The sequence below is a fragment of the Phaeobacter sp. G2 genome (genome assembly GCA_025163595.1).
In the GTDB taxonomy this organism is placed as follows: Bacteria; Pseudomonadota; Alphaproteobacteria; order Rhodobacterales; family Rhodobacteraceae; genus Pseudophaeobacter.
Genome location: CP104100.1, coordinates 1,179,369 through 1,196,680 on the forward strand (window position 1 = coordinate 1,179,369; position 17,312 = coordinate 1,196,680).

Here is a 17,312-nt window from a genome sequence, read left to right on the forward strand (position 1 = left end):
GTCCCTATTTAGCCCAGTCCCTGTTTAACCCAATCCCTATTTAGCCCAGCCCCTAATGCGCTAAGTAGATGCAGTGCATCGAGCGCTACCACCTGTCAGGTGCGCAGCTGTGCACAAACGGTTTCCTGGGCAGCCTATATTCGGAAAAAGGGTTGCAACAAGCGCGGCATGAAGGCGTTGAACCGCAGTGGCGCATCGGTTGCCGCCAAGCAAATACAGGCATCCCCTGCATCGGCTATGGGCGTGTGTTCCAGCTCTTCATCCGCGATTTCAACATCGCCCACACCAAAGCTCCCGGTTTCATCACTAAAGCTGCCCTGCAGAACCAGGGTCAGTTCCAGGCCATTATGGCTATGGTCGGGAACAGCTTGCCCCGCCGGAATATACAACAGCCGCACGGATCCTGTATCTGTTGCAGACAGAATGCTTTGTCTGACCCCCATGCCCAGTGTCTTCCAGCGCGGTGAACGGCCTTTCAGGGCTTCCATGACTGGGCCTGGATAGATGTCGCGGGCGTCATATATTGGTTCAGGTCGCACCGGTTCATCAAGCAGCGCCATCACGTTGGACTTTAAGCTGCCAGAGAGCGCAACATTTTCAGTGCGCTGCAGCACCGCGCCCCCCAGCGTCTGGTGTGCGCCATAGTCCGCCCGGCAATCCGCGCAGAGCGAAATATGTGTTGCAACAACCATTGCAAACGGGTGAGGCAGCGTGCCAGCGACATAGGCTGCCATCATATCATCTGGAATATGGTGTGTGATTGCATGCATCTAGCGCAACCCCTTTAGTTCTTTACGCAAACGGTCAAGGCCAAGGCGAATACGTGATTTCACAGTGCCCAATGGCAGTCCGGTTTGAAGGCTTATTTCCTGATGCGTGAGATCCCCCATATAGGCTTTCTCGATCATCTCTTTTTGGTCGGGCCGCAGCAGGTCCAAGGCGGTTTTGAGCTGCTCTGCCTCCTGGTCAAACGCCAGGATCTGGCTGGCATCCGGTTCCGATCCGGGGTCTTGTGCCAACTCGTCTGGCACTGGCCGGTTTTCTTTACGGATTATATCAATCTGACGGTTTCGGGCGATTTGATAAATCCAGGCCGAGGCCTGCGCACGGTGGGGATCAAACATCGCCGCCTTACGCCAAACCGTCAGCATCACATCCTGAACAATTTCTTCCGCCTGGGCTGCGCTGGTGCCACTGCGCATGATGAACCCCTTGAGCCGAGGCGCAAAATAGTCAAACAGCCCGGAAAACGCGTCTCGGTCCCGGTGATCCCGCACCGCGATAAGCCAGACCGTCAGTTGAGACATTGGCTGCTCTGGTCGCGGCACGGCTCTTCCTGTTCTGAGAGGGCCCGTTTTTGCAGGGCCAGCAGAGTGATGTTCTAATACGAGCTCGATCATAACAACACTACGGGTGGGTGCAAATTTTGGATCACCTAAAGAGGAAGAAAATCTGCCGTGGTGACGTGCTCAGGCCACTGTGATCTCCAAAAGAGACGCCAGAAGCGCTCAACCAGCGGCGCCCAGCGGTATTTGAAAAGATTTTGCGGCCCAATGTTTGCTGGCCTGTGTTTAACTAGCCTGTGTTTGCTGGCCCGTGTTTACTTGCCAGTGGCTGTTAGCCTGTGACAGGGAGGGGCAGCCGCATAAAGGCGCTCATCGGGTCTTCGCCGTAGCCTTCAATCGGTGGGCAATAGGCGTAGCCCAGACGTTCATATAGGGCACGGGCGGCGTCATACTCCGGGCACAGCGACGATCCTGTCTCCAGGACCAGCGCCGAAAAACCTGCCTTTGTGGCTTGGCTTGCCAGATGATCCATCAGCCGTTTCGCCACCCCACGGCCCCGTGCGGTTTTACAGACAAACACAGATTTCACCTCTGCGGTACCATCACGCAGCGCTTTGAAGGCGCCACAGCCCAGGGCTGTTTCTCCCTCAAAGGCTGCAAAGAACCGTACGGTCGGGTGGCTCAGGTCTTCGACACCAAAGGTATGGTCGCTGTCCGCAGCGGTTGCAGCAGCGCCATGGCTTTGATTGCCCTCAATAAGAGGGCGCAGCGCTGGAAGCGTTGGATCTGAGGTTCGGATCTCCATCCGGTTGGAGGCCGGTCAGTGGGTCCAGGGAACGCGCCGGTCGGTGGCGAAGTTTTCACCATAGCCACCGTCACGGATATTGGCCTTGCGCGCCTTTGGCTCGATCACTTCGGCATCAATTCCGTGGTCCTGCGCATATTCCAGCGCGGCCTCTTTGCTGTCAAAGCGCAGGCGGACCTGGCTTTGTGTATCAGAGGAAGAGGTCCAGCCCATCAAAGGATCGACTTCGCGTGCACTTGCCTGGGCGTAGTCCAATACCCATTTGCGGGTCTTGGCCATTCCGGATGTCATGGCGTTTCGGGCTGGCCGGTAAATCCGCGCTCGCATATGGGCTCTCCTCGTGACTCGTCTTGGCGCATTTATGCGCCCAATCGGCCTTTGCTACAAGGTGACAAATCCGGCGTATTCAACAGGTTTTGCACTGCGGCAACAGGCCCGCACCCGAAATTACAACAAATGCCCCTTGAACAAGAACAAAAACAGACCAAAATCAGCGCGACTCACAGGAGAGCCGGATGCCCTACGCCCATTCAGACAAATCCGCAGCCAAGACGCCAGAACAGCAGTCTGTGCATATGGTTGAACGTGACGCCGTGCAGCGCCCCAAGCTGGAAGGCGGTAAGGCCTTTGTCATGCATACCGAGTTTTCGCCGGCGGGCGATCAGCCAACCGCAATTGCGGAACTCAGCGCCGGAGTGAAAGAGGGCGAGCGTAATCAGGTGCTGTTGGGCGCCACCGGCACCGGCAAGACATTCACCATGGCCAAGATTATCGAAGAGACCCAGCGTCCGGCGATTATTTTGGCGCCAAACAAGACCTTGGCGGCGCAGCTCTATGGCGAATTCAAAGGCTTCTTTCCCGACAATGCGGTGGAATACTTTGTCTCCTTTTATGACTATTACCAGCCCGAGGCCTATGTGGCGCGCTCGGATACCTTCATCGAGAAAGAAAGCCAGATCAACGAACAGATCGACCGGATGCGCCACTCGGCGACGCGGGCCTTGTTGGAACGCGACGATGTGATCATCATCGCCTCGGTCAGCTGTATCTACGGTATCGGCTCGGTTGAAACCTATTCGGCGATGACCCAGGATCTGAAGGTCGGCGCGGAATACGACCAGCGTCAGGTGATGGCTGACCTGGTGGCGCAGCAGTACAAACGCAACGATCAGGCCTTTCAGCGCGGCTCTTTCCGGGTGCGTGGCGATACGCTGGAAATCTTCCCCGCTCACCTGGAAGATCGCGCCTGGAAGCTGTCCTTCTTTGGCGAGGAGCTGGAGGCAATCACCGAGTTTGACCCGCTGACGGGTGAGCGCACAGGGGCATTTGAACAGATCCGCGTCTATGCGAACTCTCACTATGTGACGCCAAAACCAACGCTAAATCAGGCGGTTATTTCCATCAAGAAAGAGCTGAAGCAGCGGCTGGACCAATTCAACGGTGAGGGCAAACTGCTGGAGGCGCAGCGGCTGGAACAGCGCTGCAACTTTGATATTGAGATGCTGGAGGCCGCTGGCCATTGCAATGGTATCGAAAACTACTCGCGCTATCTGACCGGTCGTGGCCCTGGTGAGCCGCCGCCAACCCTGTTTGAATTCATCCCTGACAATGCCATTGTCTTTGCCGATGAAAGCCATGTCTCGGTGCCGCAGATCGGCGGCATGTACAAAGGCGACTTCCGGCGCAAATCTACCCTGGCAGAGCATGGCTTCCGGCTGCCCTCCTGCATGGACAACCGGCCGCTCAAATTCGAGGAATGGGACGCGATGCGGCCGCAATCGGTGTTTGTTTCCGCAACCCCTGCGGCCTGGGAGATGGATCAGGCAGGCGGGGTTTTCACCGAACAGGTGATCCGCCCAACGGGGCTGCTGGAGCCAGAGATCGAGATCCGCCCGGTCAAGATGCAGGTGGATGATCTGCTGGATGAGGTCCGCAAGGTGACTGAAAATGGCATGCGCACGCTGGTCACTACACTGACCAAACGCATGGCCGAAGATCTGACCGAATACCTGCATGAACAGGGCATCAAGGTGCGCTATATGCATTCGGATATCGACACCCTGGAGCGGATCGAAATCCTGCGCGATTTGCGCCTTGGCGCCTTTGACGTGCTGATTGGTATCAACCTTCTGCGCGAGGGGCTGGATATCCCCGAATGCGGCTTGGTTGCGATTCTGGACGCCGACAAGGAAGGCTTTCTGCGCTCCGAGACCTCCTTGGTGCAGACCATTGGCCGGGCCGCACGTAACGCCGAAGGTCGCGTTATCATGTATGCCGATAAAATCACCGGCTCGATGGAGCGCGCCCTGGGGGAGACCAACCGGCGCCGTGAAAAGCAGATTGCCTACAATCTGGAGCACGGCATCACCCCGGCCACGGTGAAAAAGAACGTCGAGGATGTTCTGGCGGGGCTGTACCAGGGGGATGTGGACATGAACCGCGTCACCGCCAATATCGACAAGCCGATGCATGGCGCCAATCTTGAGGCCCACCTGAACGGGCTGCGCGATGAGATGCGCAAGGCTGCCGAAAACCTCGAATTTGAGGAAGCCGCGCGCCTGCGCGACGAGGTCAAGCGCCTGGAAGCGGTGGATCTGGCGGTGTCGGACGATCCGATGGCGCGCCAGTATGCGGTGGAGAAGGCTTCTGAGGCGGCAGTGAAATCACGCGGTCGCTCCAGCGCGGGCAAGGCCGGAACGCGGGCCTATCGGGGCAAATCGCAAAAGAAGTTTGGCGGGTGAGCGTTGCGGTTGTTCTGGGCGCAGCTGTTCAAAGCGACGGTCAGCCCTCGCCAACATTGCGGCGCCGCAGCCTGCATGCAGTACAGCTGTTTCGCCAGGGCAGGGTCACTCATGTGATCTGCTGTGGCGGGTTGGGGCGGTTCCCGCCGCGCGAGGCAGAAGTCATACGGCAGATTTGTCGCGACGAAGGCCTGCCTGAGGCTGCCATCCTGCTGGAAGATCAGTCTCATTCCACCTTGGAAAACCTGCGCAATATCCGTCCCATACTGGCTGATTTGGGCCAGCCAGAGATCGTGATTGTGACCGATCGCTATCACAAATGGCGGGCGTTGCTGACGGCGCGCCATTTTGGCTGTGCGGCGCAGGCTGATTGCCCTGCAATGACCGGCACTGCAGGGCGCAGAGTGGTGAAGTTCTGGCTGCGCGAAATTCCGGCGCTGATCTACTATCTGTGGCGCCTGCGCGGTTCAGACGGGGGGCAGCCTTCAGACAGGGGCCAACCTTCAGAAAGAGGCCAGTCTAGCGGGTCACCGTGACGCGCACGTAGTCGCGCTTGCCGCCGTCATAGACCTTGACCCGGACCATGACACCGCCCCGGACGATGTCCCGCCCGGCCGAAGCAGAGATGGACCCGTGCTGGATCATTCGTTCCATCACCGCGCGATTGTTCTTGTTCTCAAAAACCGGATCCCATTCATCGCCAGGCTGCGAAATGCCAAAGCGGTGATAGTTGGCCCGGTCCTGCCGCAGGATCTGCCAGGGTTCGCTGAGCCGTGCACCTTTGGAGTTGTGCAGATCATCGCGTCCGATAAAGGCGACATAGTCGGCCAGCAGCTCATCGGCCAGTGCTAACGGGGCAGACAGGGCCAGTACCGCAACGGCGCCAAGTAGCGTTTTTGCAAAGGTCATTCCACAATCCTCCAGTAAAATATAGCGCTTATGTTTGAGCAAACCGCAGCTGAGAACAAGTGCAACTTGCCCAGCAAGGGTGCGACACGCTGGCCTTTTGGCGCAGGAGGCCGGGCTGGCAGTCAGGGAGGGGAGTTGGCGCATGCAGCCAGTTTTGTCGGGGCATGCGCCTCATCCTGATCAGACCGAGCGCGTCAATCCTCCGTCCACGCGCAGGTTCTGGGCGGTCATATAGCCGGCCTGATCCGAGGCCAGCCAGGAAATCAACGACGAGACTTCCTCTGTGCGACCGTAGCGCCCCAGCGGAATGCGGGCTCTACGCTCTTCGGTCTCGGGCAGGCTGTCGATAAAGCCTGGCAGGATATTGTTCATACGCAGGTTTTCGGGGCCGTATTTATCGGCAAACAGCTTGGTAAAGCCCGCCAGACCAGCGCGGAAGATTGCCGAAGTCGGGAACAGCGGATCGGGTTCAAAGGCGGCAAAGGTCGAGATGTTGAGGATGGTGCCACCCCCTTGGGCCTGCATGATTGGGGTGACCAGCCGGGTTGGGCGGATCACATTCATCAGATAGACCTCTATGCCCATGTGCCAGTCTTCATCCGAAATTTCCAGCACAGGCCCCTTGGGACCGTGCCCGGCAGAGTTTACCAAAACATCGACGCGGCCCCAGCGCTGCATAGCGCCCTCAACCAGGTTTTGCAGGGCCTGCGGGTCGCGGTTGGATCCGGTAACCCCAAAGCCATCCAGCTCCGCGCCCAGGGCCTGGCCTTTGCCCGAAGAGGACAGAATGGCCACCTTGAAGCCATCCGCCGCAAGCCGACGGGCCGCATCCGCGCCCATGCCGCTGCCGCCAGCGGTAATCAGTGCTACTTTTTCTACAGACATTGTGATCTCCATCTTCATCTGGTCACAACATAGGTGTGACGCAACAAGGCCACGATTCAGAATTGATCTCTTCTGCCAGTAGAAATACTACTGGCATATGGATGTACTCCCCCCTTTGAACGCGCTGCGGGCCTTTGAGGTTGCGGGGCGATATCTGAACTTTCGTCTCGCGGCCCAGGAGATGGGGCTGACACAGGGCGCCGTGGCGCAACAGGTGCGTCTGTTGGAGGCCCATCTCGGCATGGCGCTGTTTGAGCGCCACGCCAAGGGGCTTGCCTTTTCCACGGCGGGGCGTGGCTACCACGCGGCGGTGGCCGCCAGTTTCGACGGGCTGCGGGCGGCAACGCAGGTGTTGCGACCAGAGCCGGGAAAAGTACTGATCAGCGTTACGCCGGCCTTTGCTGCAAAATGGTTGATCCCCAACTTGCCCGCGTTTTCCGAGGCCTGCCCGGAGATCGATCTGCGGATCATGGCCACGGAAAAACTGTCCAGTTTTCATAGCGAGGGGATCAATCTGGCGATCCGACAGGGGGCGCCGCCCTTTGGGGCCGCGCTGGAGGCCCTCTGTCTGTTCCGTCAGGATGTGATCGCTGTTGCCTCGCCGCATCTGGCCGGAGCGCAGGCAGCACAGCTCGCGCCGTCTGCGCTGGTGGAGCTGCCAAAACTGCATGATGGCCACGATCTTTGGCCGCAGTTTTTGGCCCAGCTGGGGGTCGAAGATCAGGCAGGGCGTGGGCTGCGGCTAAATCAGGTGGCGCTGGCCATTGACGCGGCCATTTCCGGCCAGGGCCTTGCCTTGGTGCCCCGGTTCCTGGTGGCCCGCGATCTGGCAGCAGGCACATTGGTTCAGGTCACCCCCGAAGTGCTGCAGGGTGACAAGGCGTTTTATCTGCTGGCGGAGCCGCGCAAAAAGCGCAGCAAGGCGGTGGAGCAGGTCCGGCGCTGGCTGGTCGAAATGTCCGACCAGCCTGATGAGCGCCGCGGCCCGTGATTTTGCCGGGATACGCCGCTCGGACCTGATAAGGCCGGGCCTCAGCCCTGACGGATTTCGGCCAGTTGTCCCAGGATATTGGTAAAGTTCTCAACCCCTTGAGCGCCGCTGACCAGGTGTTTTTGATCAAAGATAACTGCGGGCACGCCTTGGATACCCTGGCTGCGCCAGAAATTCTGCACCTCCCGCACGGCGCCTGCAAAACGCTGATCCTGCAGCACCTCCAGGGCCGTGTCCCGGTCCAGCCCGATCTCTGTCGCGATATCAGCAAGAACAGAGGTATCCGACAGATCCCGGTGATGGGTGAAATGGGCCGAGAACAGCGCCTGTTTCAACGCGTGTTTGCGGTTTTGCGTTTCTGCCCAGTGCAGCAACTGATGGGCGTCAAAGGTGTTGTGCATCCGCATCTCGGGCTCAAACCGAAAGTCAAAGCCCAGATCTTCGCCCAGTTTGGTCATCTGGGCGCGGTTCTGCTCGGATTGCTCGGGGGTGGCGCCATATTTTTCGGCGATATGCTCCCGTAGGTTTTGACCTTCGGCGGGCATCTCCGGGTTCAGCTCAAAGGGATGCCAGTGCAGCTCGTAGTCTGTGTCGGTGGCCTCCAGTGCGGTGGCAAGCTGGCGGTAGCCAATGATGCACCAGGGGCACATCACGTCGGACACCACGTCGATACGCAGCGGGGCGGGGCTTTGGGCTGTTGAAGGTGCCGATGGCCGGTCTTGCGTGTTCATGTGGGGATCCTTTTGTGCGGCTGCCGAAGGCTCGGCTTTTGGCGCCAGTGGAGTGAGACAATACCCATGGCGGTGCGGTGGCGCGCGGGCATTGTTTGGTGCGGCCAAGATAGGTCGCGGGGGCGCGAAGTTCCATAGGAGGCGCGCGAAATCACTGGAAGTTGAAAATGGCTGCCGAGATCGTTCAATAAAAAACCGCGCGGGCCGGGGCCTGCGCGGTCTTGTAGATTTGCACTTTGGCCTGGGTCAGAAATCGTCCCAGCCGACAGCCGCTGGCAGAGCGGATGAAGAGGAGTCTTCGGCGAAGAAATCATCTTCGGATTCGTGGAACTCGCTATGTGCTGCTGGTGCAGGTGCCGGAGAGGCCGACTGGACAGGTGCCATAGTCCGGTCGTTGCCGGTCTTGAAGACCGAAACCTGATTGGCCAGCTCGCTTGCATCGTTGCGCAGGATCTGGCTGGCAGCGGTGCTTTCTTCGACCATAGCAGCATTGTGCTGGGTCACGTGATCCAGTTGCGAAACGCCGGTGTTGATTTCCAGCAGTGTCGTGGACTGTTCGCTGGCGCCTTGGGCAATTTCTGCCACATGGTTGGAGATTGTCCCAACGCGGCTGATGATGCTATCCAGCTCGCTGCCGGCCTTGCCGACCAGATCCACACCTTTGGAAACATGCTGCGAGCTTTCGGAGATCAATTGTTTGATTTCCTGTGCCGCATCGGAAGACCGCTGCGCCAGGGCACGCACTTCGGAGGCAACCACGGCAAACCCACGACCGGCTTCGCCTGCACGGGCGGCCTCAACCCCGGCGTTGAGCGCCAGAAGGTTGGTCTGGAAGGAGATATCGTCAATCACCGAGATGATCTGCGAGATCTGGTTCGAAGAGGTCTCGATCTCGGACATGGCATTGACCGCATCGGTGACAACCTGGCCACTTTGCTTGGCGCCACTCTGGGCCTCCTCAACAATGACTTCCACCTGTTTTGCACCCTCTGCTGCGGATTTCACGCTCACGGTGAGCTGTTCCATGGCCGCAGCGGTTTCTTCCAGGGTGGCTGCCTGGCTTTCGGTCCGTTGCGACAGATCGGCAGAGGATTGGCTGATTTCTTCTGCATTGGCGCGGATCCGGGTAGTGCTTTCCACAACCGCATTCATGATCCCAACCAGGGTAGACAGCGTGGTGTTATAGTTGGTGCGCAGGCTCTCATATTCGCCCTTGAACGGCGTATTGATGGCCTGTGTCAGATCACCTTCTGACATGCTTTGCAGGGCACGGTTCAACCGGTCGACGACATGTTTCTGCGCTTCCTGGGCTTGCTGGCGTTCTTCTTCAACCGCCTGGGCTGCAGTGAGCTGGGTTTTCAAATTGTCGATGGTGCGGGCAATAGCGCCCATTTCGTCACGGCGGTCCAGCAGTGGGACGGGCTGGGTATAGTCGCCATCGGCGATCACATTGATGGTCTCGCCAACGGTTTTCAGGGGGCGTGACAGAATTCTGCGCAGGGCAAATACCGACAGCAGACACATGATAACAAAAGCAATACCCGCAAAGATATGCGTCATTGTCTGGCCAGGGGCGGCCTCGGCAAAGGCGCGTTCGGGCGACCAGATCATGGCCACCGATCCAACCAGTACGTCAGCATTGGCACCGGCCATCGCAGGTGCAGCGATGAAATAGCCGTCGGCGCTGGTTTCCAATGCACCGGATTCCGCAGAAGCAACGCCCAAAAGGGTCAGGGCCTCGATATCTGCTTCACTGGCGTCCCCGGCAGTGGCGACGACTTTGCCTTTGCTGTTAATCGCCGCACCAAACAGGGCACGCCCGTCGGAGAGTTCAAGAATTTTCAGGATATCCGCCGAAAGCCTATCGGCATCACCAAAGCGGATGGAGCCACCACTGCGAGAGGCGACAGTGATGGTGACGCCATTGCCCAGGGTATGCACACCCTTTTCAACGGCGGCATCAAATGTGGCGTCGGTCCGGACCACAAGCGCGCCAGATACAACCATTGTGGTCGCGACGATGAGCAAGCAGCACTTCATGAAGACTGACATGCCTTTGAATAGGGTAATCGAGGGTATGCGGGCTTTCATTTTTTAACCTTTATTAGATAAATGCGCAGAGCTGCTTGCTGGATTAACGTTACATCAAGGAGTCAGCGTCGACGCCTACGGTCATGGCACCAATTGCGGCACCAGATTCCGTATCAACGATCGTCAGGGAAATTTGGGCTTGATATCGTTGGCTGGATTCATCCAGCTCAATCTCGCCAAAATGGACGGCATCCGAGCCAACGCTATAAGTCATCTGAAATTTGGCTTCGTCTCCTTGCCACATGTCTGATGTCGTGCCAGAGGCCGCGACATTCAGCCCCTGTGCATCCATGATGAAAATCTCGGTGATCCGGCCACCTGAGGATTCAATCTGAGTGCGCAGGAAGTCTGCAGCATCGTTACTCAGGACGTCGCTGATCAAAGCCGATTGGTCCTCGCCAACTTCAGCGCGCCACTGGAGATCCAGAGCGTCAACATCGGCTTGGCTCATGCCACTCGTTTCACTGTTTTGGTTGGCAATGGCTTCGACCAACACGGGGGTTTGAGCCCAGTTGCGGATACTGGTTTCAAGATAGCTCTCCATTGCCGCATTATAATCTGCAGCAAAGGCGGGCATGGCGATTAGGGAAAACAAAGATGCAATCGTTAGGGTACGCATTAGTCACTCCTTAGAGGTGTCCGTCCAATTTTGGGTGGTCCAAGAGTATGGTTTGTGACTTACCGAGGTCTTAACTGGCCAAGTCCGGGCAGATTGGGAGCCAGCGAGGGGCAGGGCCATCTGTTAGAAAGGGCCTGTCTTGAAACCGGCCTGTTTTAAGTCCCAATGTGGCAGTGGCTTGATAGCTGATTGATTTTGCATCATTTAAATTCATTTTGGGGTGCAGGGAGTGAGTTTTCCGCATGAAATTAGGTGCGGTATTTGCACAAAATTAGGAACATTTCTTCGTACTTTGGGTCTTTAGGCGGCGGCGGCGCTGGCGGCTAAGCCCTGTGAAATGCAGCCTAGGGTGAGGGTTTTCTCATCTAAAACCACTAGAGAGCGTAGAATCGGTTTGACCACTCTTGATCAAATGACCCAGGTGTGAACGGTCTTGCCAAATGGGGCTTGTAGTACGGCCTCCCGCCCTTCGGCGCGGCCGGTGCGAGCTGTCCAAACTGGCGGGTTTTCAGTCCCGGGCAGATTGCCGCGATTGCCTCTGGTTGGGTCTCGGCCCTATGGTGACAGAATGATAGAACTCAGAGATTTACAATTGGTGACGGCTCTGGCCCGGCATAAGCATTTTGCCAAGGCGGCCAAAGACTGCGGCATGTCCCAGCCGGCCTTTTCCATGCGCATTCGCAACCTTGAGGAAAAGCTGGGCCTCTCGATTGTTCGGCGGGGCAACCGGTTTCAGGGTTTGACAGGTGAAGGCGAGATGATCGTGCGCCGGGCGCGCGGGATTTTGGATGACGCCAAAGCACTGGAGCAAGAGGTTTCAGCCTCGCGGGGGGAAGTGACCGGAACCCTGATGTTGGGGGTGGTGCCCACTGCGACTGCTTTTGCGGCTCAGGTGGTGAACCGCTTGCACGAGGTGCATCCACGGGTTTTGGTCCATATTGATGTCACCACCTCAATGGCGATTCAGCAGCGCATCCTGGATGGTACCATCGACGCTGGCGTGACCTATAGCGATAGCGTGCCGCCCGGATTGGTCGCAACCACCCATCTGTATGAAGAAAGCTATGTGTTGCTGGCCCCGGAACCCATGGTGGCGCATCTGGGTGAAAGCATCAGTTGGCAGGCTGCCGCTGCTCTGCCCCTCAGCCTGCTGGAGCCGGGGATGCAAAACCGGCGTATTCTCGACCGTATCTTTGCTGGCCTGGAGGTCAAACCTGACGTGATGTCTGAATCCAGCGGCTTTATGTCAGCGATTATTATGGCGCGCGAAGGCGCGGTGGCGACCATTCTGCCACGGGCCCTGGCGGATGCCTTGGGAGAGATCGCCGGCACCCGTGTGCTTGACCTGATGAGCGCTGGAGACATGGAATCGCAGGCGCGCCCGCTCTGCCTCGCCTGCCTGCAGCGCACGCCGGAACTGACCACCGTCGCCTCTTTGCGCCGGGTTGTTGCCGCCTTTATGCAATAAGATTTCGTTATTGCGCATTCCGCACATACAATTTGACGATATGATTTCCTGATGACATTTGCCGAGAAAAGGCACGTGCGTAATTTTTGGAGGTCAGCGTGGCACCATTGGACAATAGCAAGGGCGTCTGGAAATCCGGCAAAGGCAAGGGGCGCAAAACGCCCAAGGGTCGCCAGCTGGAGGATCAGGCACATAGCGAGGTTCTGGCACTTCTGGGTGATCGGCCCCGCAATCGGGATTTGTTGATCGAGTTTTTGCACCTGATCCAGGATGCCTATGGCCATCTGAGCGCCGCGCATATCCGTGCCTTGGCGGAAGAGATGCGCACTGGCCAGGCAGAGATCTACGAGGTGGCCTCCTTCTATGCCCATTTTGATGTGGTCAAGGAAGGCGAGACACCGCCGCCCGCGCTGACCATCCGCGTTTGCGATTCCCTGTCCTGCGAAATGGCCGGCGCCCAGCAGCTGAAACAGGCCCTGGAAGACGGCCTGGATGCGTCACAAGTCCGTGTGTTGCGGGCGCCCTGCATGGGCCGCTGTGATACCGCTCCGGTGCTGGAAATCGGCCATAACCACATTGACCACGCCACCGTCGAAAAAGTGCAGGCGGCCATTGCGGCAGAGGACACCCATGTGCATGTCCCTGCCTATGAAACCTTGGCAGATTATCAGGCCGACGGCGGCTATGCGGTGCTGAAAGATCTGCGTGCGGGCGGCGACTGGGAAGCGGTTCAGGCCAAGATCAAAGAGGCCGGGTTGCGGGGTCTGGGTGGCGCGGGGTTCCCATCGGGCACCAAATGGGGCTTTGTACGCGCCAATGAAGGCACGCGCTATCTGGCCGTCAACGGTGACGAGGGCGAGCCGGGCACCTTCAAGGACCGCTACTATCTGGAGCGCACCCCACATGTCTTCTTGGAAGGCATGCTGATGGCGGCCTGGGCGGTTGAGGCTGAAAAAGCCTTTATCTACATGCGCGATGAATACCCTGCGGTGCTGGCGATTCTGGCAACCGAGATCAAGGCGCTGGAACAGGCTGGCATTGTCGAGCCCGGATACATTGATCTGCGCCGTGGCGCGGGGGCTTATATCTGTGGCGAAGAGAGCGCCATGATCGAGTCGATTGAGGGCAAACGCGGCGAGCCACGCCACCGTCCGCCCTTTGTGGCGCAGGTGGGGATCTTTGGCCGACCAACGCTCGTGCATAACGTCGAGACTCTGTACTGGGTCTGCAAGATCAACCGCGAAGGCCCCGAGTGCCTGAATTCGGTTGAAAAGAACGGCCGCAAGGGCCTGCGCAGCTATTCGGTCTCCGGTCGCGTCAAGAACCCCGGCGTACATCTGCTGCCTGCGGGTTCCACCATCACTGATATTATTGCGGCCTGTGGCGGCATGCTCGAGGGTCACACCTTCAAGGCCTATCAGCCGGGTGGCCCGTCTTCGGGTCTACTGCCTGCCTCGATGCATGATGTGCCCTTGGATTTTGACACTCTGCAGCCCCATGGCACATTCATTGGCTCTGCTGCTGTTGTGGTGCTGTCGGACCAGGATTCGGCCCGCGATGCGGCGCTGAACATGCTGCGTTTCTTTGAAGATGAAAGCTGCGGCCAGTGCACCCCCTGCCGGGTGGGCTGCGAAAAAGCCGTCAAACTGATGGGCGAAAAGAAATGGGACCAGGGTCTGCTGGAAGAACTGAGCGCCGCCATGGTTGATACCTCGATCTGCGGCCTGGGCCAGGCTGCGCCCAATCCCATCCGTCTGACCATCAAACACTTCCCCGAGGAGGTCTGAGATGTACAGCGTAACTGAGATCTTCCGCCCGGCGGGTTTCGCCGGGCAGCGCCCGACCCGCCCCCATGGGCGGGCGCTTCACGCCCACCCCGGGACGGGCGCCGCCCTCCGCGTGACACACCAGATGGAAGAGGTCTGAGCCATGAGCGATAAAATCACATTCACCCTCGATGGCGAGCAGGTCACAGCCGAAGCAGGCCTGACCATCTGGGAAGTCGCCAATGGCCGGGGTTTGAAAATTCCGCATCTGTGCCACAAGCCACAGCCGGGCTATCGCCCCGATGGCAACTGCCGCGCCTGCATGGTCGAGATCGAGGGCGAGCGCACATTGGCGGCGTCCTGCATTCGCGAACCCAGCCCAGGCATGGTGGTCACCACCAATAACGCCCGCGCGGAAGGCGCCCGTAAAATGGTGATGGAGCTGCTTGTCGCGGACCAGCCCAAGCAGGAAGAGGCGCATGATAAGTCCTCGCACCTATGGGATATGGCGGCGCTGAACGGGGTTTCCGAGTCGCGTTTCCCCAAACTGGAAGAAGGCCGCATTCCCTTGCTTGACGACAGCCATGTGGCGATGAGCGTCAACCTGGATGCCTGTATCTCCTGCGGGCTTTGTGTGCGCGCCTGTCGCGAAGTTCAGGTAAATGACGTCATCGGCATGGCCGGCCGGGGTCACGACGCCTATCCAACCTTTGACATTGCGGATCCCATGGGCGGCTCGTCCTGCGTGGCCTGCGGTGAATGTGTGCAGGCTTGCCCCACCGGGGCCTTGATGCCCGCCGCCGTGCTGGATGATCAGGGCGTTGGCGATCTGCAGGACTTTGATTCTGAAACCGAAAGCGTCTGTCCCTTCTGTGGGGTGGGCTGCAAGGTCAGCCTCAAGGTCAAGGATGGCAAGGTCAAACATGTGGAGGGCATCAACGGCCCCGCCAATGAAGGCCGCCTTTGTGTCAAAGGCCGCTTTGGCTTTGACTATATCCACCATCCGCACCGCCTGACCAAACCGCTGATCCGCCGCGATGATGCCCCTGCCAAGGGGCTGAACGTCGACCCCGGTGATCTGGCAACCCATTTCCGCGAAGCCAGCTGGGAAGAAGCCATGGAGCTGGCAGGCACCCGCCTGAAAGCCCTGCGCGACGAAGACCCCAAATCGGTTGCGGGGTTTGGCTCGGCCAAATGCACCAACGAAGAGGCCTATCTCTTCCAGAAGTTCATCCGCCAGGGGTTCAAGCACAACAACGTCGATCACTGTACCCGGCTCTGCCATGCCTCATCGGTGACGGCGCTGATCGAAAACGTCGGCTCAGGCGCGGTGACCGCGACCTTCAACGAGATCGAAAACGCTGATGTGGCGATCATCATCGGCTCCAACCCGATCGAAAACCATCCCGTCGCGGCGACCTACTTCAAACAGTTCACCAAACGCGGCGGCAAGCTGATTGTGATGGATCCGCGCGGCGTCGGCATGCGCCGCCACGCAGCTGAGATGCTGCAATTCCGCCCCGGCGCGGATGTGTCGATGTTGAACGCGATCATGCATGTCATCGTCGAAGAAGAGCTCTACGACGCCGACTACATCAAGCTGCGCACCGAAAACTGGGAGGCCGAGAAGGCCCATCTAAAAGACTTCACCCCGGAAAAAATGTCCGAAATCTGCGGCATCGAACCAGAGCAGCTGCGCCGCACCGCGCGTCTCTTTGCCAAGGCGAATGCGGGGATGATTTTCTGGGGCATGGGGGTTTCCCAGCATATCCACGGAACCGACAATTCACGCTGCCTGATCAGTCTGGCACTGATGACCGGCAACGTCGGTAAACCGGGCGCTGGTCTGCACCCTCTGCGCGGACAAAACAACGTGCAGGGTGCCTCTGATGCCGGCCTCATTCCGATGTTCCTGCCGGATTATCAGTCGGTTATGGATGACGGCATCCGCAAAAGCTTTACCGATGTCTGGGGCGGCGGGGATTTCTCCAATGAGAAAGGCCTCACCGTGACCGAAATCGTGGACCAGGCCTATGCGGGCAACATCAAGGGTATGTATATCCAGGGTGAAAACCCGGCCATGTCCGACCCTGATGCCGATCACGCCCGCGAAGCCTTTGCCAAGCTGGACCTGATGATCGTGCAGGATATCTTCCTGACGGAAACGGCAAACTTTGCCGATATCATCCTGCCCGCCTCGGCGCTCTATGAAAAGAACGGCACGGTTTCCAACACCAACCGCCAGGTGCAGCGGGTCCGTCCCGCTGTGGCGCCTCCGGGTGAGGCACGCGAGGATTGGAAAGTCACCGTCGAGCTGGCGCAGCGTATTGGCCTGCCCTGGGACTACGCCGATGTCTCAGAAGTCTTTGCCGAGATGAAGCTGAACATGAAGTCGCTGGACAATATCACCTGGGAGCGCCTGGAAACCGAGACCATCACCTATCCGTCGCTGCATGCAACCGATCCCGGTCAGGCGATTGTCTTTGGCGATGGTTTTCCCCGGGTTGACGGGCGCGCGCGCTTCACGCCCGCCAGTGTGATTGCACCGGATGAGGCCCCGGATGCGGACTATCCGATGATCATGACCACCGGGCGGCAGCTGGAACATTGGCACACCGGGTCGATGACCCGGCGCTCGCTGGTGCTGGACGCGGTTGAGCCCGAGGCCAACTGTTCATTGCATCCCAAAACCCTGCGCGCTCTGGGGGTGGAGCCTGGGGATATGGTCCGTCTGTCCACCCGTCGCGGCTCGATTGAGATCATGGCCCGTGCAGACCGCGCCATCGCCGAGGATATGGTGTTTGTGCCTTTCGCCTATGTCGAAGCCGCCGCCAATATCCTGACCAACCCGGCGCTGGACCCCTACGGCAAAATCCCTGAGTTCAAATTTGCGGCGGTGAAAATCGAAAAAGCCGAAGGCCAGATCGCAGCACAATAGCGGGCGTTTTTCTGCAGCATATACGATTGGGCGCGACATCTTGGATGTCGCGCCCTCTCTTTTGACCGTACCCTCTGTGCTC

16 protein-coding genes are annotated in these 17,312 nt (G+C 58.7%); 7 read left to right on the forward strand and 9 right to left on the reverse strand.

What is annotated here, in order from left to right; all coding sequences use genetic code 11:
* Positions 1 to 134: 134 nt before the first annotated feature.
* From N1037_05740 to N1037_05755, 4 genes are all read right to left on the reverse strand, one after another.
* Positions 135 to 770, reverse strand: a complete 636-nt coding sequence (locus tag N1037_05740) for a ChrR family anti-sigma-E factor (GenBank protein ID UWS80524.1) — start codon at positions 768 to 770, stop codon at positions 135 to 137.
* Complete coding sequence (locus N1037_05745) at positions 771 to 1,307, reverse strand: sigma-70 family RNA polymerase sigma factor (GenBank protein UWS80525.1); 537 nt, start codon at positions 1,305 to 1,307, stop codon at positions 771 to 773.
* Positions 1,308 to 1,617: 310 nt separating this feature from the next.
* On the reverse strand, positions 1,618 to 2,091 hold the full coding sequence (locus tag N1037_05750; GenBank protein UWS80526.1) for a GNAT family N-acetyltransferase: 474 nt from the start codon (positions 2,089 to 2,091) through the stop codon (positions 1,618 to 1,620).
* A 15-nt stretch (positions 2,092 to 2,106) separates the two neighbouring features.
* Complete coding sequence (locus N1037_05755) at positions 2,107 to 2,418, reverse strand: ETC complex I subunit (protein UWS80527.1); 312 nt, start codon at positions 2,416 to 2,418, stop codon at positions 2,107 to 2,109.
* Between the two features lie 188 nt (positions 2,419 to 2,606).
* On the opposite strand from N1037_05755, the gene uvrB reads away from it, so the two are divergent.
* Both uvrB and N1037_05765 read left to right on the forward strand, forming a co-directional pair.
* A complete protein-coding gene (uvrB, locus tag N1037_05760) occupies positions 2,607 to 4,832 on the forward strand; it encodes an excinuclease ABC subunit UvrB (protein UWS80528.1) in 2,226 nt (741 codons plus the stop codon).
* A complete protein-coding gene (locus N1037_05765; protein ID UWS80529.1) occupies positions 4,829 to 5,368 on the forward strand; it encodes a YdcF family protein in 540 nt (179 codons plus the stop codon). Before uvrB ends, N1037_05765 begins: the two co-directional genes overlap by 4 nt.
* Here N1037_05765 and N1037_05770 read toward each other — a convergent pair.
* Entirely contained in the window at positions 5,352 to 5,741 is a 390-nt protein-coding gene (locus tag N1037_05770; GenBank protein UWS80530.1) for a hypothetical protein, read from the reverse strand. The two genes, N1037_05765 and N1037_05770, sit on opposite strands and share 17 nt — an antisense overlap.
* 180 nt (positions 5,742 to 5,921) lie before the next feature.
* Positions 5,922 to 6,626, reverse strand: coding sequence for an SDR family oxidoreductase (locus tag N1037_05775; protein UWS80531.1), 705 nt, complete (start codon positions 6,624 to 6,626; stop codon positions 5,922 to 5,924).
* Positions 6,627 to 6,723: 97 nt separating this feature from the next.
* Between N1037_05775 and N1037_05780 the strand changes: the two genes are divergently transcribed.
* On the forward strand, positions 6,724 to 7,617 hold the full coding sequence (locus tag N1037_05780) for a LysR substrate-binding domain-containing protein (protein UWS80532.1): 894 nt from the start codon (positions 6,724 to 6,726) through the stop codon (positions 7,615 to 7,617).
* A gap of 41 nt (positions 7,618 to 7,658) precedes the next feature.
* On the opposite strand, the gene N1037_05785 is transcribed toward N1037_05780, so the two are convergent.
* The 3 genes from N1037_05785 to N1037_05795 form a co-directional block, all read right to left on the reverse strand.
* On the reverse strand, positions 7,659 to 8,348 hold the full coding sequence (locus N1037_05785; GenBank protein UWS80533.1) for a DsbA family oxidoreductase: 690 nt from the start codon (positions 8,346 to 8,348) through the stop codon (positions 7,659 to 7,661).
* A gap of 246 nt (positions 8,349 to 8,594) precedes the next feature.
* Positions 8,595 to 10,439: a methyl-accepting chemotaxis protein gene (locus tag N1037_05790; protein UWS80534.1), complete on the reverse strand. Its 1,845-nt coding sequence runs from the start codon at positions 10,437 to 10,439 to the stop codon at positions 8,595 to 8,597.
* A 49-nt stretch (positions 10,440 to 10,488) separates the two neighbouring features.
* On the reverse strand, positions 10,489 to 11,058 hold the full coding sequence (locus tag N1037_05795; protein UWS80535.1) for a hypothetical protein: 570 nt from the start codon (positions 11,056 to 11,058) through the stop codon (positions 10,489 to 10,491).
* 568 nt (positions 11,059 to 11,626) lie between these two features.
* Between N1037_05795 and N1037_05800 the strand changes: the two genes are divergently transcribed.
* The 4 genes from N1037_05800 to fdhF all read left to right on the forward strand — a co-directional run bounded on the left by N1037_05800 (position 11,627) and on the right by fdhF (position 17,230).
* Positions 11,627 to 12,526, forward strand: coding sequence for a LysR family transcriptional regulator (locus tag N1037_05800; protein ID UWS80536.1), 900 nt, complete (start codon positions 11,627 to 11,629; stop codon positions 12,524 to 12,526).
* A 98-nt stretch (positions 12,527 to 12,624) separates the two neighbouring features.
* On the forward strand, positions 12,625 to 14,313 hold the full coding sequence (locus N1037_05805; GenBank protein UWS80537.1) for an NAD(P)H-dependent oxidoreductase subunit E: 1,689 nt from the start codon (positions 12,625 to 12,627) through the stop codon (positions 14,311 to 14,313).
* A 1-nt stretch (position 14,314) separates the two neighbouring features.
* On the forward strand, positions 14,315 to 14,452 hold the full coding sequence (locus tag N1037_05810; protein ID UWS80538.1) for a hypothetical protein: 138 nt from the start codon (positions 14,315 to 14,317) through the stop codon (positions 14,450 to 14,452).
* Between the two features lie 3 nt (positions 14,453 to 14,455).
* Positions 14,456 to 17,230 (forward strand): formate dehydrogenase subunit alpha, encoded by a 2,775-nt coding sequence (gene fdhF / locus N1037_05815; GenBank protein ID UWS80539.1) that lies wholly within the window; start codon positions 14,456 to 14,458, stop codon positions 17,228 to 17,230.
* Positions 17,231 to 17,312: the final 82 nt, after the last annotated feature.